The organism is Plantactinospora endophytica (assembly GCF_016862915.1).
Classification (GTDB): Bacteria; Actinomycetota; Actinomycetes; order Mycobacteriales; family Micromonosporaceae; genus Plantactinospora; species Plantactinospora endophytica.
Window position 1 is genome coordinate 1 of record NZ_BONW01000007.1, and the last position, 17447, is coordinate 17447.

Below are 17447 nucleotides of genomic sequence, written 5' to 3' on the forward strand. Positions count from 1 at the left end.
TCTATCGAGAATTGACCGCGGGCAACCGCGACGCCCACCTACCCGATCTCGTCATGTCGGTGGGCAACCACGCCGTCCGGCTGGCAGACGTCGGGCGGCGGGCAGAGGCACTGGCTGCCAGCCAGGAAGCTGTCGACCTCTATCGAGAGCTGGCCGCCAACAATCGCGACGCCCATCTACCCAACCTCGCCATGTCGATCAACAACCATGCAGCCATGTTGGCGGAGGCCGGACGGCGGGCCGAAGCACTCATCGCCAGTGAGGAAGCCGTCGAGCTGCGGCGGTACCTGGTCGCTGGCAACAGGGATGCCTACCTCTCCAACCTTGCCGGGTCCGTGAACAACCACGCCCTCCGCTTGGCGGAGGCGGGACGGCGGGCCGAAGCCCTCAGCGCCAGCCAGGAAGCCGTCGACCTCTATCGAGAGCTGGCTACCAACAATCGCGACGCGCACCTACCCGATCTAGCCAGATCGCTCTGGACACTCGGATACGTAGCGCGCATTCTCGGAGAGACGTCGGAGCAGATTCTCGCCGCTGCCGCAGAAGGCGTGCGGTACTTCGAGGAACTCGCCGCCAGCGAGCCGCAGGCTTTCGCCGGACGCCGTGACGCGGCGGCATCTACCCTGATCAGTCTGCAGAACAGCACTACCGGCCAGCATCCTCAGCTGGCACGACCCACGTCGCCCGGCGCCGACGAGGCAGCCCCTGACATCGTCTCGCTGGAGACCCTCGACTCGTGATCCCACAAGCTCCAGCCCAGGATCGAGCGCATAATCTGCCGCCGACCGTGCGCGGTCACCCCCAGCCGGAGCAGTTACACACCGTGATCGCGACCCGGGCACTGATCGCGCCGTACCTACGACGCTGTTGAAGCGCCAGGCAGCCCACATCAAGTATCTGGCGGAAGCCCGCAGAAGGACGTGATCATTACGCAAGGCATCCGGATCTGCCGCCGTCCGCGCTCGCGTTCACTCAGGAGGTAGGCGACATCTTCGCGAGGGACTACCGTGGGCCGGAACGCCACCGTGCTGAGTGAGGTAGGGCGCGCGCTCGGAGACGTCCGAGCAACCCGCCACCGCTAGAACAGAAACGAGCGCCACGCCGATCCAACGCACCCTCATCGAGGTGAGACGGCGTGGCACCTAGATCGGTTTCCGCAAGACACGAGCGCACCCACGATGAATAACTGAAACGCCCTAGCGACGGGCCGCCACCTGCCTGACCAGCCAGTACCCGATCGGACATCCGCTTCTGCCGCACTGCACGCGTGTCGCCGACCGAGGCAAGCACGCTAGATAGTTGGTCTCAGCGGTGGTGCTGGTCCGCTTATCTGTCGAGAGCAGTGTGCGATTTGGAGAGTTAGGGTCGGCGGTCGCTCGCAGGGACAGCCATAGGGCCCATTTGATTGGGACTTAGCGCATACAAAACCCCGGCGGCATGCCCTCGCGGGCAGAGGCGGACCGGGGTCTTCGTGCTGAAATATAGCGTGCTTTTGACCAGGAGTGGGAGAGGGGTGTCGCAGATCACTGCGTCGTGCACGGTCAGCGGCTCGGTCTGATGGAACCGGCCAGCGGTCGTCGGGTCGGCGCTGCGGCGGTGACCGTTCCCGCCGCGATCACCGACGTGGTCAGCATCGCAAGACACCGACGCATACGCGCCTTCTCCAGATCGGGTGCAGGTTAGCGGCGGCGCGATGTCTGGTTGTCCGGGCTGGTGGCGTCATCCGTCCCGGCTCCCACGCCGGTGTGCTGTCGCTGGCCTGGGCGGACCGCGGCTGCGGTGCGGGCGGGCGACGTTGGGGCGAGCGGACAGCACGCCCCCCCCGTGTCGTGCAGCCGGGCGTGACCGTCACGTTCTACCTGTCCCGGGATATCCATGGCGACGCGACGCTTCGCGCGGTGGTCGGTAGCGGGGTCGAGGTCGGCACGTATCGGTACGGCCGGCCGCCGCGTAAGCCAGTGGTGCTGCCGCCACGGGCCACTATCTAACGCTGGTACGCCTCCTGGGAGGGGTTCGGGACGTGCGTCGCGGGGCAAGGCCGCGCCGCGGGGCCGCCCGCCGCGCGGCGTCGTTGTCGTCCCCTGCCGGCGGCACTGTGCCTGTCGCCGTCGTCGGAGCAGGTTGGCGCACCGGGCGGGCCGGTTGCGGTAGCTGATCGGCTGATCAGCCGCTGTCGGCTGGCTGACAATGCGGAGCCGTGTGTCCGATCGGTGGTGGGTGGCCCGGCCGTCGAGTGAGTGAACGCAAGCCGAGGCCCTTCACCCGTTACCAATAGACCGCACGGATAGTTGCAGACGAAGACAGGCCCAATAGTCCGTACCATTACCGTCTGAATAGCCCGGTCATCGGCGACCCTGAGCGTAACCCCCTCGACACTTCAGGGCGAGAGGTCCCGGAGGTCCCGCTGGCTGCGGGAGGACTCCGGGGCTCCCGGTCTGGCTACCGCCCGTCTCTGTCTCCAGGCATGCAGATCAGGACGAGTCGTAGCAGGTGAGCGATGGCCCTGGCCACCATGGCGGGGCCGTCGCGCCCACCTGCCTCCAGGATGTCGGAGGTCAGGTCGAGCGCGGTGGTCGTGGCCATGGCGACGTCCCTGCATTCCGACGCTGGACGCGGCGGTGGGGAGGGACGTTCTCTTTCTTGATCGGGGGGATCCCCCTGTTTATCGACCACGCGTGAGTCGACAGCGTCGGTTGACCTCCCCGTTCGCAGTCAACAACGCGTGTTCGTGGGGTTGGGTCACGGGGCGACGTCGCACAAACGCGAACCGGTACCCCGTTCTCGTGGAACTTCCACGGCCACCGGACCACCTTGATCGGCTGCTAGCCATAATGACCAGGGACGATGCCCGATTGGCTAGAACACCGCTGGGCGGATGAGGAAGCGGTGGTACCACCTCACGCAACCCAGGTTGGGGCGTGCGCGCGGCGTCCGGGCCGGACTCAGCCGGAATGTGATGCGCCGGGCGCCGGTGGTACGCGGACTACGGAGAAGGAACCCCCAGGAGCGGCCACCGCGAACGTGCGGGTCGGACGGCACTGACATCGCCCGTGGAAGTCCTGCTTCGGCAGAGTGGCGGCGAGTTCGGCCTCCCCGAGGGGACGCAGGATCTCGACGACCACGCTCGTTCCTTCCCGGAGCAAGGTGGCCATCCGAAGACGGAAGTCGTGATCCTGCGCTGGAAGGGGGCCGGCACGCTCGGAGCGTGTGCGACACCGGCCGTAGGACCCGCTTGACGGCCACGGCGTTGAAGCACGGCCTAGTCGCGTGCGTCGTCGGTAGGGCGGCAGTGGGCCGATACGAGGCGTTGGAGGCAGGCGGTGACCACCTTGGCCCGCTGTTGCGGCGACGGGTCTGTGAGGACCGTGACGGTCGGCTCACTGGCCCCGTGTACGCGAACGATCTCGTAGACGACGCCGTTGAGGTCGCAGCTGGTCAGCGCGCGTACCCGGGTGGGTTCGGCGTTGGGGTTGTCGTCCAGGGCGGTGGTGTCCAGGCCTTCCTGCACGAACGCGAAGCCGATCAGGTGGTGGTAGGGCTGATGACGCGGCCGGTCCGGTAGCCACTGTGGAGCTGGCCGTGACACGAGCAGGTCGCAGACGGCCTGCAGACCGACCCAGTGGGGCAGACGCATCCCGGTGACGCTGTGGTGGCGCATACGCCAGACGGATTCGTCGATCGGGACGTCAACGGCTTCGACGGTGTGGTGGATACCGAGGAGTGACTCGCTGAACAACGCGTACAGCACGGGCGTCCTGTCCCAGCCGGCGATGTTTTCCTGGTGCTCGAGAGCGGAGAGTTTGGCGGTCATCGCCGCGATGGTGAAGGTCGGTGCCATCGATGGGGTCTCCTAGACGATGGGAGTTGACGGGTGGGCGGCGGCGCCCGAGGTCGAGCGCGGGCAAACCGTGCCTTGGTGAGCGGCATCTGGCTCGGTTGACCGCTGCGGCGTACCTGTCCGGCGGCGCCGTGCTCCCTGAGTGGGGAGGAGGGGCGTCGTCGCGGAGGTCGGCTACTGACCTGGGAGGGTCGTTGCCACAGCGCGGCCCTCGGGGGGCCGCGACGCCGGGCTGGTCGGGTCAGCTGTGATGTGGTGTGCCGTTTGCGGGCGGGACGCGGGTGACGGAGAACGCCACGATGCCGTCGATCTAGTCCGCCGCGTCGGGCTGGGCCGTGCCGGCGGTGTCTCGCGTTGGCGCGGTGTTGTCGGCGGCGTTGACGTCCTCGCCGGGTGGGTCGACCTCGATGAACCCGAAGAGTCGTTCGATCACCTGGAGCGCCTGTGTGGAGTAGCGGTCGGCGAATCCGCGACATATGGCGGGCTTGACCTGCGGGTACTTGTGGTGGGGGAGCGTGTCGTGGCAAACGATGAACCGCTCGACGCGCCGTGCCTGCGTTACCAGGTCGCGCAGGCGCCCCTCACCGAGGTGCATGAGGTTGCCGGGCCTTCTCTGCACTACGCAAGCAGGCATGCCCTAGACCCCGGGAGCCTGCCGGCCTCGATCCAGCACTGTTCCATATCTGTGTGCTCATTGGCGTTCGGACAACGCAGGTGACCACGTTGAGCTAACGGTGCGCAGCGCGCGAATCGAAGGTGCGGGCGGCCTCCGGCCGACCTGTTCGTGGACCCGCAGAGTGGACGGTGTGCGCCTGTCACCTTCTGCGCACGTCGACCCGATACCCGCACCCTCTGCGGATGCTCGTCCCGCCGACGAACGTGGCTGATCGCCAGGTCTGCTGCTCGGGGAGAACCCTGGGCCGCCAACGCTAGGTGATCCCGCAGCGGCTTGCTTGGCTCAGTACATCGGCCTTGAGCACGATCAGGACACCATCACCCGCAACTGTCGCATTGACAGACCGCCGTTGCTCCGGCCAGGCCAAGCAACGACCTGCACTACGAGGTGCAAGCGGACGGGGATTTCGGCAGCGTCGGCGTAGGACCTCATCCCATTCATGATCGACTCGTTCTGCGTACCGCCGGTGGCACACCTCGCTCCGCTTGCCACGATGGCCCCCAGATCGTTTGATGTGGGCGGACCGCGCGCCGGCAGGGACTGTAGCCGCGTTGGTGCAAACAGCTGTCCGAACCGTCCGCGATGGCGCACTGAACAGACGCTTCAGGCCAAGCATTTCTTACGCTATCGTCGCCGGAACGAACGGAACGCCAGCGAGACGGAGGGAACATGGACATCGCGATCACGACAACCGGCAATGATCTTGTTCTGGAGAGCCTCTTCCGATGGCTGAGAGAAACTGATGAGGTGGCTCGCGCGGCGAATCTGGAAATGTCTCAATCCGCGAACATCGGTCGAATGGGGGCACTGGAGATCATCAACGTTACGTTGACAAACACGATTGCGTTTTCCGCTGTCGTCATGAGCTACGCGGCCTGGCGTAAGGCGCATGGTGAGATGGCGGAAGTGACCTTCGATATAAACGGGGTGTCGGTTACCGTCAACAATGCGTCGCCAGACACCGTGCAGCGCCTACTGGCACTCGCCGAGCAGCGCGCCACAGGCGAGGCGGTCCGAAGTGACTAAAGGTCTCCCGCCGCTCTCGGCGCTGCCCAATCCGGCGGGGTCACGAGCAGTCTTGGTGGGCGTTTCCGAATACTTGCATGATTCGATGGATCCGTTACCGGCCGTCAAACGCAACGTCGAAACGCTAGGTGAATTGCTGGTTGATCCTGACCTCTGGGGGCTCAAGTCTGAGCATTGTGTCAGGCTCCTTAATCCGCGTTCGAATAGTGACGTACTCGATGCCGTACACGCTGCAGCTACCGAAGCAACCGATGCACTAGTAGTCTACTTCGCCGGACACGGGTTGCTCGACGATCGCTCGGACCTATACCTCGCGCTGCCCGATGCCGATAGGAGTCGGATCTTTCGAGGCGTGCGGTACGACGACGTGCGCCGTGAGGTGGTGGGCGCTCGGCGTTGCAACGGCAAGATTGTAATCTTAGATTGCTGCTATAGCGGCCGGGCGTTGCAAGGCGGGATGAGCGGGTCAGTCGAGGCGGTGAACCATGCGAGCATCGATGGCACCTACCTCATGACAGCGTCAGCCGAGACGAGCGTAGCTTTGGCTCCGATCGGCGAAGAATACACTGCATTCACCGGGGCCCTGCTCGATTACCTCGTTAATGGTATCTCCGGAGGTCCGGAATTACTCGACATGGAGACGTTGTTCTTTCATGTGCGAGCTCGGATGCTGGAGCGCAATTTTCCGATTCCCCAGCAACGATCCCGCAATGCCGGAAACATTCTCGCGATTGCCCGGAACCGCAGGGTGTCGGCTGGTGCTATAACGCGCCTTTCTATTCAACGGGCCTTGCCGAACTTCCCTGCCGGCCTGGAAAGATTGCGCCGCCCACGCGATATCTCCACTACCGTCGAGCGACTTCTGCGCGACGAGCGATCGGACGAGGCGTGTGCGCTGCTGGCCGCAACTGGTGCCCGGCTCAGTGACCAAAACGTCGCCGCAGTTCTTGAAGCGCTCAACGAGGATCGACACTCCGTTGTAATCGCCGGGGCTGCCCTGCGGCCGCCCGCCGAAGTACACGCGATCATCAGTGCACTTCGTGAGACTGCGCAGCCGGAGCAAGCATCGCAATTGTTGATGGCAGTCGCAGACAGACCTGCCGGGGAAGTCGCCGAGTTGGCCTACCAACTGCGGATGGTAGACGCCGACGACGACATCGTAACCCTGCTTGACGCCACGCTCGCAGGTGCTCAGGGACAACGCGAACTCATCGGGCTGGTTCACGAGCTGTGGCTGATCGGCATGCGACGAGATGTCGATCAACTACTCGAGCGTGCTGCCGGGCGGCTATCCGGCTCTGATGTGCTGGTACTTGCCGACGAACTGCGGAATGCGGGCCGCACGCAGGCAGCTTACGCTCTGTACAAGATTGCAGTCAATGCGCTGACAGGTCGGCCGCCAGCTGGAATTGCACAACTGGTCGCCGAAATCGCTACTGAGGATCCGGAAACCAGCACTCTGATCGCTTCGACCGTGATCCGGGCCTGTAGCGATTCGTCCGCCTTTCTAGAGCTGGCCAACGCGTTTCGCTCAACAGCACAGCAAGCCCACGCCGACGCCACCCTGCACCATGCCGCCCTCCATCTTGATCCCACTGACATCATCGACGCAGCTGACACCCTACTCGAAGGAGGCGATGAGAAAGCCGCACTGCAACTGTGCGCAGAGGCAGTAAAACTTCACCCGGCGCGCGCTCGCGAGTTCGCCACAGCACTACATGAAGGCGGACGACCAGTCGACGCGAGGCGGCTACTGCAAACCGCGATCGCAGAGATGCCCAGCAGTAGCGTTGCCCAGCTGCTGCCCACCTTCGATGATCCGCTGGAACTTCACCGCGCCACGGCCGTCGTGGCGGGCCGAACATCCGATGACTTGGCGCATATCGCTGCCGAACTGCTGAATCATGATGGACCAACCGCTGTCGCGCAGTTCATCTCCGTACTTAGAAAGCATGTGGAGGATATCAAGCCGATACTGCACTCCGCCGTCCAGATCGACGATCCGGAGATGGCCTCCACGCTTACGAAGACATTGCTGCCGTTGGTGCCTCCGACGGAGGCCGCCGCGCTGCTTTCTGCTATGTCTGCTAGCGATGTTCATGCTCTCTTACTATACGCCGCGCAGATCGGTCAGCCCTACCTCGGCGAGCTTGTCGATGCAGTTCGCGGGGGAGCGCGCAGTGGAGCCAAACCGAACCCAGCCCGAACAGGTTACAATCCCAAAAGACACTCGCGACTCGCACCTCGACCAGTAGGCAATAGGTTCGATCGCGGGGTGAAATCTGACGATCATTTGTTAGCAATGCTATCCGGTTTTCCGGTGGACCGCCTCCACCTACTGCTGCCCGAAATTAGACGAGCGGGGCTTGAAGATTACGCATGGTACGTTGCTTATCGCGCCGACGAGGGAAAACTGAACTTCAGGAATATGCTAAACGATAATGACCTCGGTCATGACGGCGCTTTAGGTGCTCACGAAATTGCTCTGCTAACCCTCCAGTTGCTCCGTGCTGGCGACGATATAGACGCCACGACGCTACTCCAGTATGGAATGCGTCGACGTTCGATGGCCGAACAGCGTGACATTGTGATAGAGCTGGATCGGCGGGGTACTAGCTCCGAGGTCCTAGCAATGCTCGCATTGCTTCGACGCTCTCTCCCGGAAGGATTGCCCGGCCTAGGCGACGCGTTACGTCGCGAGGGCCTGCCTCAGTACGCAGACGCGCTAGCGCCGCCGGTCCTACCGCCGGTGCCGCCGCCGCGCAAGAGGTTCTGGTCGAGAGGGTGACGGTGCGGCGTACCAATCTCGGCAGATCAGTATGCCCAACGATAGGCGCGAAATCGATTAGGTAAAACAGCGTTCGTGACGCTATCAGTGCTGCGAGATAGGTGCGGGCATGCCCAGCGCGACAGTCCCTCGGGCGCTGGTGCGTTCGGCTTGGGCACGTTTGTCGCGCAGGAATGCCAGTGTCAGGTCGATGCCCTCGATCTCGCCCAGCCATCCGTTGGCTTCGGGCCGCGTTCTCCGGGAAAGGATGTCGATTTCGATCTCCTGCAGGCGGGGCAGCATCTTTGGGTCGACGAGGAGGACTGGGCATCGTAGGCAGGCGTGCTCGTGCTGGCATCCGGTACCGTAGGGGCGGGCGCAGGCACCGAGTTCGACCTTGCGTCGGTCGAAGTGCTTCTCGAACTCGGCCCACTCTGTGTCGGTCGTTGGCCGGTATTCCTCGGCTGGGCGCAGCTGGCGGCGTCGGTGTAGGAAGTCCTGGTAGTGGCGTACCACGTCCTAGTCGAAGATGGCCACGTAGCCACGTGTGGTCTGCACGTTGAGGTGCCCGAGCAAGGCGGCGCCGATGTGGATCGGCAGGCCGCTGTTGATGAGTTCCGTGGCGAAGATTCTGCGAAAGTCGTGGGGGGTGAAGACCGTGCCGGCGAACGCCGGGTCCGTTTGGGCGATGCGCTGGCACAGCCGCTGCAGAGCGCGGAGCACAGTTGCCGCTGAGATCACGGCGGAACCGCCGTGCTGGGGGCGTTGGAAGAGGTACGGCAGCGGGGGCAGGGTTTGCCGTTCGTGCGGGTCGTAGCGGGGTACGACCGGTATCCGGCCGCCGTTGCGGGTGTGCCGGCGGAAGATCGCCGCGATGACCGTGAATAGTTCGGCGGACATCGGCATGACGCGTTCGCGATCGGTCTTGGACGGGGCGACGACGAGCAGCGCGATGACTTCCCCGTTGGGGCGCTTGTACTGGCGGATGCTCAGCTGGGATAGCTCCAGTAGTTCTTCAATGCGAATCCCGCTGTGCCGTAGGGTTTCCACGATTGCCCATTCCCAGAAGGTGCGCTCCTCCTCCCGGTTGACGTGGACCACCGCTCCGGTGCGTGGGTCGCGGACACGCAGGTTGGCGTGGCCGCGTTCACGTTGACGGCGGGCGTCGTACCTGCTGGACACGCGGACCCAAGCCAGGCCGCCAGCGGTGAAGGTCTGCCCCGGTTCGGCCGTGTGTCCGGCGTGCAGCAGTTCGGTGTAGAGCGCGTGGTCGCGTTCGACGTGTGCGACCAGGCGGGGTAGCAGCGGCTGGCGTTGCCGGGTCCGGTCGGCGATTTCTTCGCTGGCCCGGCGGCGGCGCTGGGCGATTCCGCGAAGCTCGCTCTGCGCCACCGGGCACGGGGCCACCCACACCGCCCACTTCTCGGGCTCCTGCAGCGCCCAGGTTGCCAGGTCGTAGTAGAACGACCGCACCGCCAGAAGGATCGGGTCCTGCTCTTTGCGTGGCCGGCCGTCCTCGCGCCAGCGCAGCGTTTCCCGCCACCGTTCGTACAGGTCGCCGCCCAGGTGCAGGTCGCGCTGTCCTGGGGACAGCGTTTCGATGTTCTTCCAGAAGACGTTGGCCAGGTATGCGGCGAGGGTCCGCAGGGAGCTGTAGTCCATGTCGCCGCACCTTGCGGTGAGGTAGTCGATGATGAGCCGCCGCACGGCGGTGTTGGAGACCTTGTGTCGGTCGACCAGTTGGGCTGGGGTGAGCCGTGGTTCGCGGATGGCCTCCTTCATCGACGCTGGCGTGCCGGGTGGGAAACGCCCGGTCTGGCACAACAGAGCCCAGGCGTGGTGTCCCCGGTAGCGCTTGCGACGGTGCGGAGCGGCGGTGACCACGTGGGTGCGGCTGTCGAGTACGTAGTTCAGGAACCGGCCCGGGGAGAGGTCCGCCAAGGCCACCGCTTCGGTGCTCAGTGCGACGGTGATGTCGGTGAGCGCCTCTCGTCGGATCGCGTCCTGCTCGATGAGCTCGTCCGCTGCCGTGAACAGGTCGTCCAGGGCAGGGTCGGCCTGGGCCATGCGGAAGATGTCCGGGTAGTCGAGGAACCGGTTGCTGCGTACGGCGCCGAGCGACGGGGCGATGACGCGCAGGGCGAACAGCGCGGCGAGCGCGGAGGTCAGCGCGGCTTCCGACTCCGCTATGTGGACGGTTTGGGTGACCGGCTGGCCGGTCTTGTCGAGGCCGGCGGCGGTCCAGCGCTGCTGCCAGGTCTCGCCGGGGAAGCCGGCCAGGTGGGTCAGCAGGTGACGGAGGCCCTTTTGCCGGCGTCCGTCCTGGTTTCGCCAGTCCGCCCAGGTGTCCACCGATGCGTGAACGATCTCGTCGATCGTCGAGGCACGAAGGTCTCCGCGTGGACAAGGATTCGGTGCGGGCGTGGAGCTGTCGCGTTGCAGCGGCAGCTGTCCCTGCCGGAACGCGGCGAACTTCCCTGGCTTGCGGCGCTGGATCCGCGCCGAGGTACCGGTCTCAACCACCGAATACCGTCGCTAGGTCGGCTGGATCGTATCCGGGGGCGGGGACCGGCGGCGGTACCGGCCGCTGGTAGTGCGCCTGCATTTTGTCGATCAGATCGTCCAGGCGCGGTGGCATGTATCGCTGGGTTGTCGACAACTGGGCGTGCCGCATCACGGTTTGGATTTCCGGCAGCGTCAGGTTCGGGTCTCCGGACATCCTGGCGCACGTGGTATGGCGAAGGTCGTGAAGCGACCAGTTGGTTCCTAGCACCGCGTTGGCCCGCTGAAGCCGGCGTCGTAAGGCGGAGTAGCTCATTGGCCGAGGCGTGCCGCGAAGGGTGCGCCACACCGGCGTACCAGCCGGCGGAAGTCCGGCCTCGTCCAGGTAGGCGGCCATGAGTACCGCCGCGTCCGGCGAGATCGGCGCCGCGGTGAGCACGTCGCTTCCCTTACGCACGACCCAGATCCGCATGCCCTGCCAGTCGATGTTGTCGACGCGAAGCCCGAGTAGTTCGCTGGCCCGGGCGCCGGAGGACACGTAGCAGGCCAGCAGCGCCTGGTCGCGGGTGCAGCTCATCTGGTCGAACAGCTCCTGCCAACGGTGGTCCGGGATCGAACGTGGCTGCTGGGACGGGATCTTTTGCCGTAGTGGTGACCGCCGCACCGGCGGGATTGGCTCCAATGGGCTGCGGTGGGCCAGTAGTTGGCGCCGCTGTTGGCCCACTGGCACCGGGTTGACCACCGGGCCGTTGCTGCGGTGCAGGTGGAACTCGTAGAACACCCTGACGACCGTGAGTGTGTGGTTGATGGTGGTCTTCGCGTAGCCGGCGGCCAGATTCGCCTTGCCCGTTTTGAGGTTGATCGCCCCGCACAGGCTCGGGTCGCTGCGTCGACGGCGACGCTGCGGGTTTGGCGCCTGCCGCATCCATCCGACCAGCAGCGCCACCTCGCCGCGTGTCGCCCGATCCCAGGCGACGTCGACCATCGCGAGAAGTCGGAACCAGCGCAGCAGGTCATGCGCGTAGCTACGGCACGTGGCCGGCCTGGCGTCGCTCAGCGTCAGGTCGCGAAGGAACCGGCTGATCATGGCAAGGTCGCGACCCGCCGCGTCCACCACGACGAACGGCAGGTCCGCAGCGGTACCCGGCCGGACCTCGCCCACCCGGACCAGGTCCACCCGTCCCAGCGCGAGCTGCTCCCGCAGATCCATGACCACCCCCTGTGCCCGGTCAACGATCGTGACGGGCACAAGGTGCAGTCAACACAACGGAAGACGCACGTTCGGCACTGCCTGGACAGGATCCGGGATTTGCGTAGCACCGGGTCGCCGACGCTGATGTCGTGGGCCTCGTCCGCCGACGGCTCCTCATCAGGTGCGGTCGGGTCCGGTGTGGCAGCGCCTGGTGGGTGTGTCTCGGGGTCGGCGGTGACCTGGGCGAGCCAGTGGCTGACCTGCGCGATGTGGCCGCGTTGGAGGCCGGTGACGGGGTTGACCGGGACGAGGAGGGTGGCCCGGCCCCGTGCGGTCCGTTCGGCGGCCTCGTCGGGGTCCCGTCCGCCGAACCTGTCGTCCAGGACCGCCACCGGTCGTGTGCCGACGGCGGCGTACAGGGGGCCGAGTTTGAGTTGGCGTCCGAACCGCACGCCGCCGGGTCCGACGTCGATGACCGGCAGGCCGGTCGGGAGTCCGAGCCGGGGCGCGACCCAGGTCGCGGCGATCCGGCCCCAGCTGGTGCACCAGACGAGGTCGGCGTCGCGGGAGAGTTCTTTGAGCCAGGCGCCGTGGTCGGGGTGCAGCCACACCAGGCCGCTGACGTGCTGGCCGGCGGGGTTGGGGCCGTCGTAGCGGTGCGGACGGTAGCCGAGTTCGCGGGCGGTCGGCGGGTGGTCGGGGTTGAGGACGCCGTCGACGTCGATGGCGACCACGGGCCGTGCGCGGTTCGCGGCCAGTAACGCGTCGGTGGGTGGCGTCATCGGCCCTCGATTCGGGGAGCGCGGTACAGCGGCACGACGAAACGCTCGGCGTGTGCCGTCGGGCGGGGACGATGCCACATCGCCGCCGTCGTCGGGTCGGTGAACGGCCCGACGAGTTCCGCGATGCCGGGCGTCCGGTCGAGCAGAAGCAGCGCGCAACAACGGGCGTCGGGATACCCCTGCGCGACGCGACGCACCAGGTCGGTATCGAGCGCCCGTCGGCCGGTTCCGGGTAGGTCGGCGGTGTCGGGATGGTGTAGCGGGATGGTGTGGACGCTACGTAGGCGTCGCGTTCCGGCTAACGGCGTGGCGTTGGCCACGGCGGTGGGGTGGTCGCGGAAGGGGCCGTAGGCGACGACCTCGCCGAAGCGGTCGACGGCGAGTAGCGCGTGCGGGTCGGTCATCTCCAGCGAGTTGTCGACGGTGACGGTGAACGCGTCGCCTGAGCGGGGGTCGGTGATCGTGAAGGTGAGTGGCCGGCCGGTGTCGGAGTCGATGGTGACGGAGATGTCCAGGTGCGGCAGGACGTCGAAGAACCGATGGTAGGCCCGGTTGTGCGGGTTGAATTCGGGCAGGACAGGCGTGGTGTCGGGCATGCGGGTCTCCGTTGCGGGATGCGGTGTCTGGTCAGGGGAATGGCATGGCCCGGCCGTGTGCGGCCGGCGCCCCGGGTGGCGGGATCAGCGCGGTGGGGTCGACTCCGGGGACCGCGTACGCGCGGGCAGGGCCTGTCGGCTCGGAGGCCTAGTGCCGGACCCCGGGGAGGGCGAGTCGGTCGGCGGGCAGTCTGGGCAGCGACCGGTGGGCCGGCGGCGCGGGCGGCGCCACCCCGCCGGCCTGGTCGGGTCAGCTGTGGTGTGGTGTGCCGGGTGCGGGCGGGACGCGGGTGACGGAGAACGCCACCGTGGCGTCGGAGATGCTGATGGTCACCGCGTTGAGTCCCTCCCGGGCCGCTGCGCGTAGATCGTCGATGAGTGGTGCGTCGGGTCGGCGCAGCGGTAGGGCGATCACTGCGTCGCTGCCGTCGCGGCGGGGCTGGTCGGGGCCGAGGGTGTCGGGGTGGACGACTCGTACGGTGTGGGGCGGCGGCTGGCCCGGGCTCGGCGGCAGTGGCGGCAGGCCGTTGGACGTGAGGCAGACGATGGTGTTTGCGACGATGAGCAGCGCGGGACCGGTCGGGTCGTTCCCGTCGAGGTCGACGTGCTGTTCGGCGGCCACGGCGTGCTCGGCGAGGTCGAGGACGGCGGCGAGGTTGAACCGGAAGACCGGCGGCATGCCGGCGGCGCGTTGTTCGGGGCCACCGTCTGACGGCTGGGGTGACGGTCGACTCGTGTTGAGGGGGTCGTTCATGAGGTCCTTTCCTGGGTGAGGGCGTACGGGCTGGCCGGTCCACTGGTGGTGTGGGGCCGGCCGGATCAGGTGTGGTGTGGCGCGGCGGCGTCGACGCTCGGGTTGACGAACCCGCCGAAGGTGTTGACCACGAATGGCTCGGAGTCTCGTGGTGAGGCTTCCGCTGGCGGGTCCGGGACGCGTATCTCGGCCGTCACGGTCGCTGGCCCCGCCTGCGCCGGCACGGTTCTGGACGCCGCGATCGCTACGGCCTGCCGGCAGGGCGGTTGTCCTGGTAGGCGGTAGTCAGCGGCCGAGGATGGATACCTTCTCGCCGTGTCGGAGAGGGCTCCGTCCGGTCCCTTGATGTGTTTGTGGATCCAGGTCCGCTATCGGGTGCCGTCCTTGGCGCTGAGGTGTCGCCAGTGGCCGCGGACGAAGAACCGCACCTGGTAGTGCCACTTCGCGTCGTTGTCGTCGCGTGGGCCGGTGGATTTGGTGCGGCGGAGCATGACCACACGGGCGTTGTGCGCGACCGATGCCCGTACCGCGCGGCGGCTGGTCGATCGAGGCAGGGTTGGCTCGGTGACGGTGGCGAGGGGCTGGGCTTGGATACGCCAGAACGAGTACGCGATCGCGGCGCAGACTCTGGATGCACCGCGATCGTCGATGACGATCCGGCCGTCGGCCGCGCTCTGCCATTCGATGGGTTCGGCGTCGCTGTCGGGCAGCGGGAGCGTCGGCACCGGCCTGCCGATGGGCAGGGCCGTCAGGTCGGTCAGGATGTAGGGGCCGAATGAGGCCCGGTTGCGCTGGTAGGCCGCGGAAGCGAGCAGCGCGGCGATGTACGGGTCGTCGGTGTCGCCGTGGTCAGCCCATCCGCAGATCATCCAGGACCTGCCCACTGGTGTGGTCATTGTGGTCCAGGTGATGGCGGCGATGCCTCGCACGGCGGTGGAGGTGGAGCCGACGAAGATCGGCTGTGGGAGGAACAGGACACCGTCGTCGCAGGGGGCGGTGTCGGCGGCGACCAGGTCGTCGGTGAGGTCCAGCGCCTGCGCGGCGGCGGCGACGATCGCCGTCATCGCCGGGGCGACGACGAACGGCTCTCCATGACGCCACGCGAGTTCGACTTGCCGAGTGAGGGTGCGGCCGCCGACGCGCGCGGTCGTGGTCCCGATCTGCCACTGGTGGTTGTTGCTCATCTTGACGGTGAGACCGCCAGCCAGGATCAACGAAACCCAGTCGTCTGTGTCTTTGCGGGCGTAATGCTCCGCCATGAGCGTCTTCGCGTTCACGGAGGCTCGGGCGTAGCCGACGTAGGTGTCTTCCTGTTTCAGGGTCACGGCTTGGTCTGCTCCTGTCGTCGCCGGTCTGCTGGTGTGACCACGTGCGGGAGAGTCACAGGCGTGTGGCGTCGACGAGTCGGCCGAGAATGCGGTGGGTCGGAGTTTCCGCGAACGTTGAACCGTCGTTGTCGAACTCGCCCTCGGGAGTCGCACCGCGTAGGCGTGCGATCCGATAGAGGCGGCCGTGCGCGTCGGCCGCGTCGACGACTCGAACCTCGTCGCCGTACGTGGACCGCTTGATGTATACAAATGCCCATCCCACGTTCCGCGTGTAGGGATTGTCGTGGGAGTCGAGTACCGCCACCGCTTGGGCGTGGGGTGACCGGTACACCGCGAGGATGCTGCTCAGCACCTCGGTCGGGTTTCCCGTGTCGGACCAGACGTGGCTTGGTACGTCTACTGATCTGGCGGCCAGTCGCCACTCGTCGGTGGTGTCCGGGACGGGTTCGTTCGTGATGGCGAGGAGGACTGGCGGATGGTTCCAGCCTTGTGTTTCGCCGAACGCCTCGATTTCGGCAAGGTGTCTGAGAAGGTGCTCCTGGTTCAGGCCGGGTACGTCGTTGTCGTGGTCGTCCATGGCGGTTGCGGATTCGTCCATCCGGTGTTGCTCCTCTCTTAGGGCGTGCGGAGTGGGCCGTTTCGCTGGCGTGGAACGGCTGCGGATCGGGTGTGGTGGGACGCGCGTCGCTGACGCCTACGAGGGCGCGCTCGTCATCGGCGTGGCGGATGGTGACGACTGAGTTGAGACGCGTCGCAGGACGTTGTTTGTTACCCGTCAACTGATGGCGGTGTCTTGTCCGTGTCGGGCGGTAGGAAAGCGCGAAGTTCCAGAAGGGATGTTCCGTCCTCGGTCCGCCAGTTCGGCCATCCCTTGGAGGGATGGCCCGCCAGCGCGGTCGCGCACGCATCGGGTGAGTCGAAGACCTCGCCGGTGCGGGTCCTCAATCGACCGCTGGCGGTGACTGTGACTTCGTGCGTTTGCTTGAGGTTGGGTCGATGCCAGGTCAGAGTTTGACCGGGTTTCAGGAGGCCGACGGCGACGAGGTCGGTGAGGCTGCCGGGTTTGCCCAGTCGCCTGCCGCCCATCTGGAAGGCGAGGGGTGGTAGGCCGAGCGCCTCGCGGATGACGTCGTTGTAGGTTTCTCCAAATTTGCCCCGCTCGGTGATCGCGGCGATCACATCGGTGTCAACGAAAATCTTCGGCATACAGCTGTGCCCTTTCATCTCGACGGCGGCTTGGGTGTAGTCGGGTGCGGGTGGGTTCGGCACGGAAGGTCGTGCCGTCTTTCTGGTCGTCGGCTGGGCAGGTTGTCGTGGTCCGGAGAGGATCTACGCGGCGTACGCGGCGGTCAGGGTCGCGCCGGGAACTCGGCGGGGGAGCCGCTGCGGGATCCGCGACCGCAGATGAGTGGCGGTGACGGCGAGACGGGCGGTGAACCAGCCGACAAAACCGCCGGCGTCGCGCACGTGCCGTTGCGGTACTCGGCCGCGGGTGACGGCCACCAGCCCCTGGTGCGGCGGCGGGGTTCGCGCGGCGCGCATCGCCCGTTGTGCCCACCCGGCGGCGACGCATGGGCCGACGTGGTCGGCGCACTGCAGGTTGACGCACCGGCCGTCGGGGCCTGGTTGGTGGGCGGTGAGAACGTCGACGGCCAGCCGCCACAGCAGCGGGTCGGTGACGTCGGTGGGCATGAGGGCGCGGTGGGACGGACGGGTTTGACTACGGTCGGACATGGTGGGCGACCCCTTTCGTCGGGTTCCGGGCAGGGGTCACCGTCCGACCGGGGTCGGCTGTGTTGTGCCTGATGGCCGGCGCGGCCGATGACCTACCTGATCGACGCTCATCTCTCGACGAAGGTCAAGTCGTCCGCCTGGGCTGGTGCCACGAGGACGGGTGCGCGACGGGCGTCCGCGGTCGCCCGCGACGCCGAGTCGTGGGTGGGGGTCGTCGGGCGGGTGGCCGGCTGGGGTGGTGCGGTGCGTTGG

General features: G+C 66.5%; 15 protein-coding genes. 3 read left to right on the forward strand and 12 right to left on the reverse strand.

Translation table 11 applies throughout. The features are described from left to right. Positions 1–740 (forward strand): tetratricopeptide repeat protein (locus Pen02_RS09295; protein WP_203865543.1); only part of this gene is annotated, 740 nt, incomplete at its 5' end. A gap of 2519 nt (positions 741–3259) precedes the next feature. Here the strand turns inward: Pen02_RS09295 and Pen02_RS09300 are convergent. Further along, on the reverse strand, positions 3260–3838 hold the full coding sequence (locus Pen02_RS09300; RefSeq protein WP_203865544.1) for a hypothetical protein: 579 nt from the start codon (positions 3836–3838) through the stop codon (positions 3260–3262). Between the two features lie 310 nt (positions 3839–4148). Then, positions 4149–4457, reverse strand: coding sequence for a hypothetical protein (locus tag Pen02_RS09305; RefSeq protein ID WP_239140340.1), 309 nt, complete (start codon positions 4455–4457; stop codon positions 4149–4151). Between the two features lie 726 nt (positions 4458–5183). On the opposite strand from Pen02_RS09305, the gene Pen02_RS09310 reads away from it, so the two are divergent. After that, a complete protein-coding gene (locus tag Pen02_RS09310) occupies positions 5184–5540 on the forward strand; it encodes an effector-associated constant component EACC1 (protein ID WP_203865545.1) in 357 nt (118 codons plus the stop codon). After that, positions 5461–8328: a caspase, EACC1-associated type gene (locus Pen02_RS09315; RefSeq protein ID WP_443678475.1), complete on the forward strand. Its 2868-nt coding sequence runs from the start codon at positions 5461–5463 to the stop codon at positions 8326–8328. The genes Pen02_RS09310 and Pen02_RS09315 overlap by 80 nt, the downstream gene beginning before the upstream one ends. Positions 8329–8412: 84 nt before the next feature. Here Pen02_RS09315 and Pen02_RS09320 read toward each other — a convergent pair whose 3' ends face one another. The 10 genes from Pen02_RS09320 to Pen02_RS09360 form a co-directional block, all read right to left on the reverse strand. Next, positions 8413–8610, reverse strand: coding sequence for a recombinase (locus Pen02_RS09320; RefSeq protein WP_239140341.1), 198 nt, complete (start codon positions 8608–8610; stop codon positions 8413–8415). Positions 8611–8826: 216 nt separating this feature from the next. Continuing rightward, positions 8827–10830 (reverse strand): site-specific integrase, encoded by a 2004-nt coding sequence (locus Pen02_RS09325; protein ID WP_203865547.1) that lies wholly within the window; start codon positions 10828–10830, stop codon positions 8827–8829. Further along, positions 10823–11896, reverse strand: coding sequence for a tyrosine-type recombinase/integrase (locus Pen02_RS42795; RefSeq protein ID WP_307837706.1), 1074 nt, complete (start codon positions 11894–11896; stop codon positions 10823–10825). Before Pen02_RS42795 ends, Pen02_RS09325 begins: the two co-directional genes overlap by 8 nt. Continuing rightward, positions 11893–12783 carry an HAD domain-containing protein gene (locus Pen02_RS09330; protein ID WP_203865548.1) on the reverse strand — a complete coding sequence of 297 codons (891 nt, stop codon included), beginning with the start codon at positions 12781–12783 and terminating at the stop codon, positions 11893–11895. The genes Pen02_RS42795 and Pen02_RS09330 overlap by 4 nt, the downstream gene beginning before the upstream one ends. Next, positions 12780–13379 carry a hypothetical protein gene (locus Pen02_RS09335; RefSeq protein ID WP_203865549.1) on the reverse strand — a complete coding sequence of 200 codons (600 nt, stop codon included), beginning with the start codon at positions 13377–13379 and terminating at the stop codon, positions 12780–12782. The genes Pen02_RS09330 and Pen02_RS09335 overlap by 4 nt, the downstream gene beginning before the upstream one ends. A gap of 250 nt (positions 13380–13629) precedes the next feature. Continuing rightward, a complete protein-coding gene (locus Pen02_RS09340) occupies positions 13630–14133 on the reverse strand; it encodes a hypothetical protein (protein ID WP_239140343.1) in 504 nt (167 codons plus the stop codon). Positions 14134–14501: 368 nt separating this feature from the next. After that, on the reverse strand, positions 14502–15458 hold the full coding sequence (locus tag Pen02_RS09345; RefSeq protein ID WP_239140344.1) for a hypothetical protein: 957 nt from the start codon (positions 15456–15458) through the stop codon (positions 14502–14504). 55 nt (positions 15459–15513) lie between these two features. Further along, positions 15514–16059 carry a hypothetical protein gene (locus Pen02_RS09350; protein ID WP_203865550.1) on the reverse strand — a complete coding sequence of 182 codons (546 nt, stop codon included), beginning with the start codon at positions 16057–16059 and terminating at the stop codon, positions 15514–15516. A 170-nt stretch (positions 16060–16229) separates the two neighbouring features. Next, complete coding sequence (locus Pen02_RS09355; protein WP_203865551.1) at positions 16230–16730, reverse strand: restriction system modified-DNA reader domain-containing protein; 501 nt, start codon at positions 16728–16730, stop codon at positions 16230–16232. Positions 16731–16790: 60 nt separating this feature from the next. Beyond that, the gene (locus Pen02_RS09360; protein WP_372445596.1) at positions 16791–17153 is read right to left on the reverse strand and encodes a hypothetical protein; all 363 of its coding nucleotides are present in this window, start codon (positions 17151–17153) and stop codon (positions 16791–16793) included. Positions 17154–17447 lie beyond the last annotated feature (294 nt).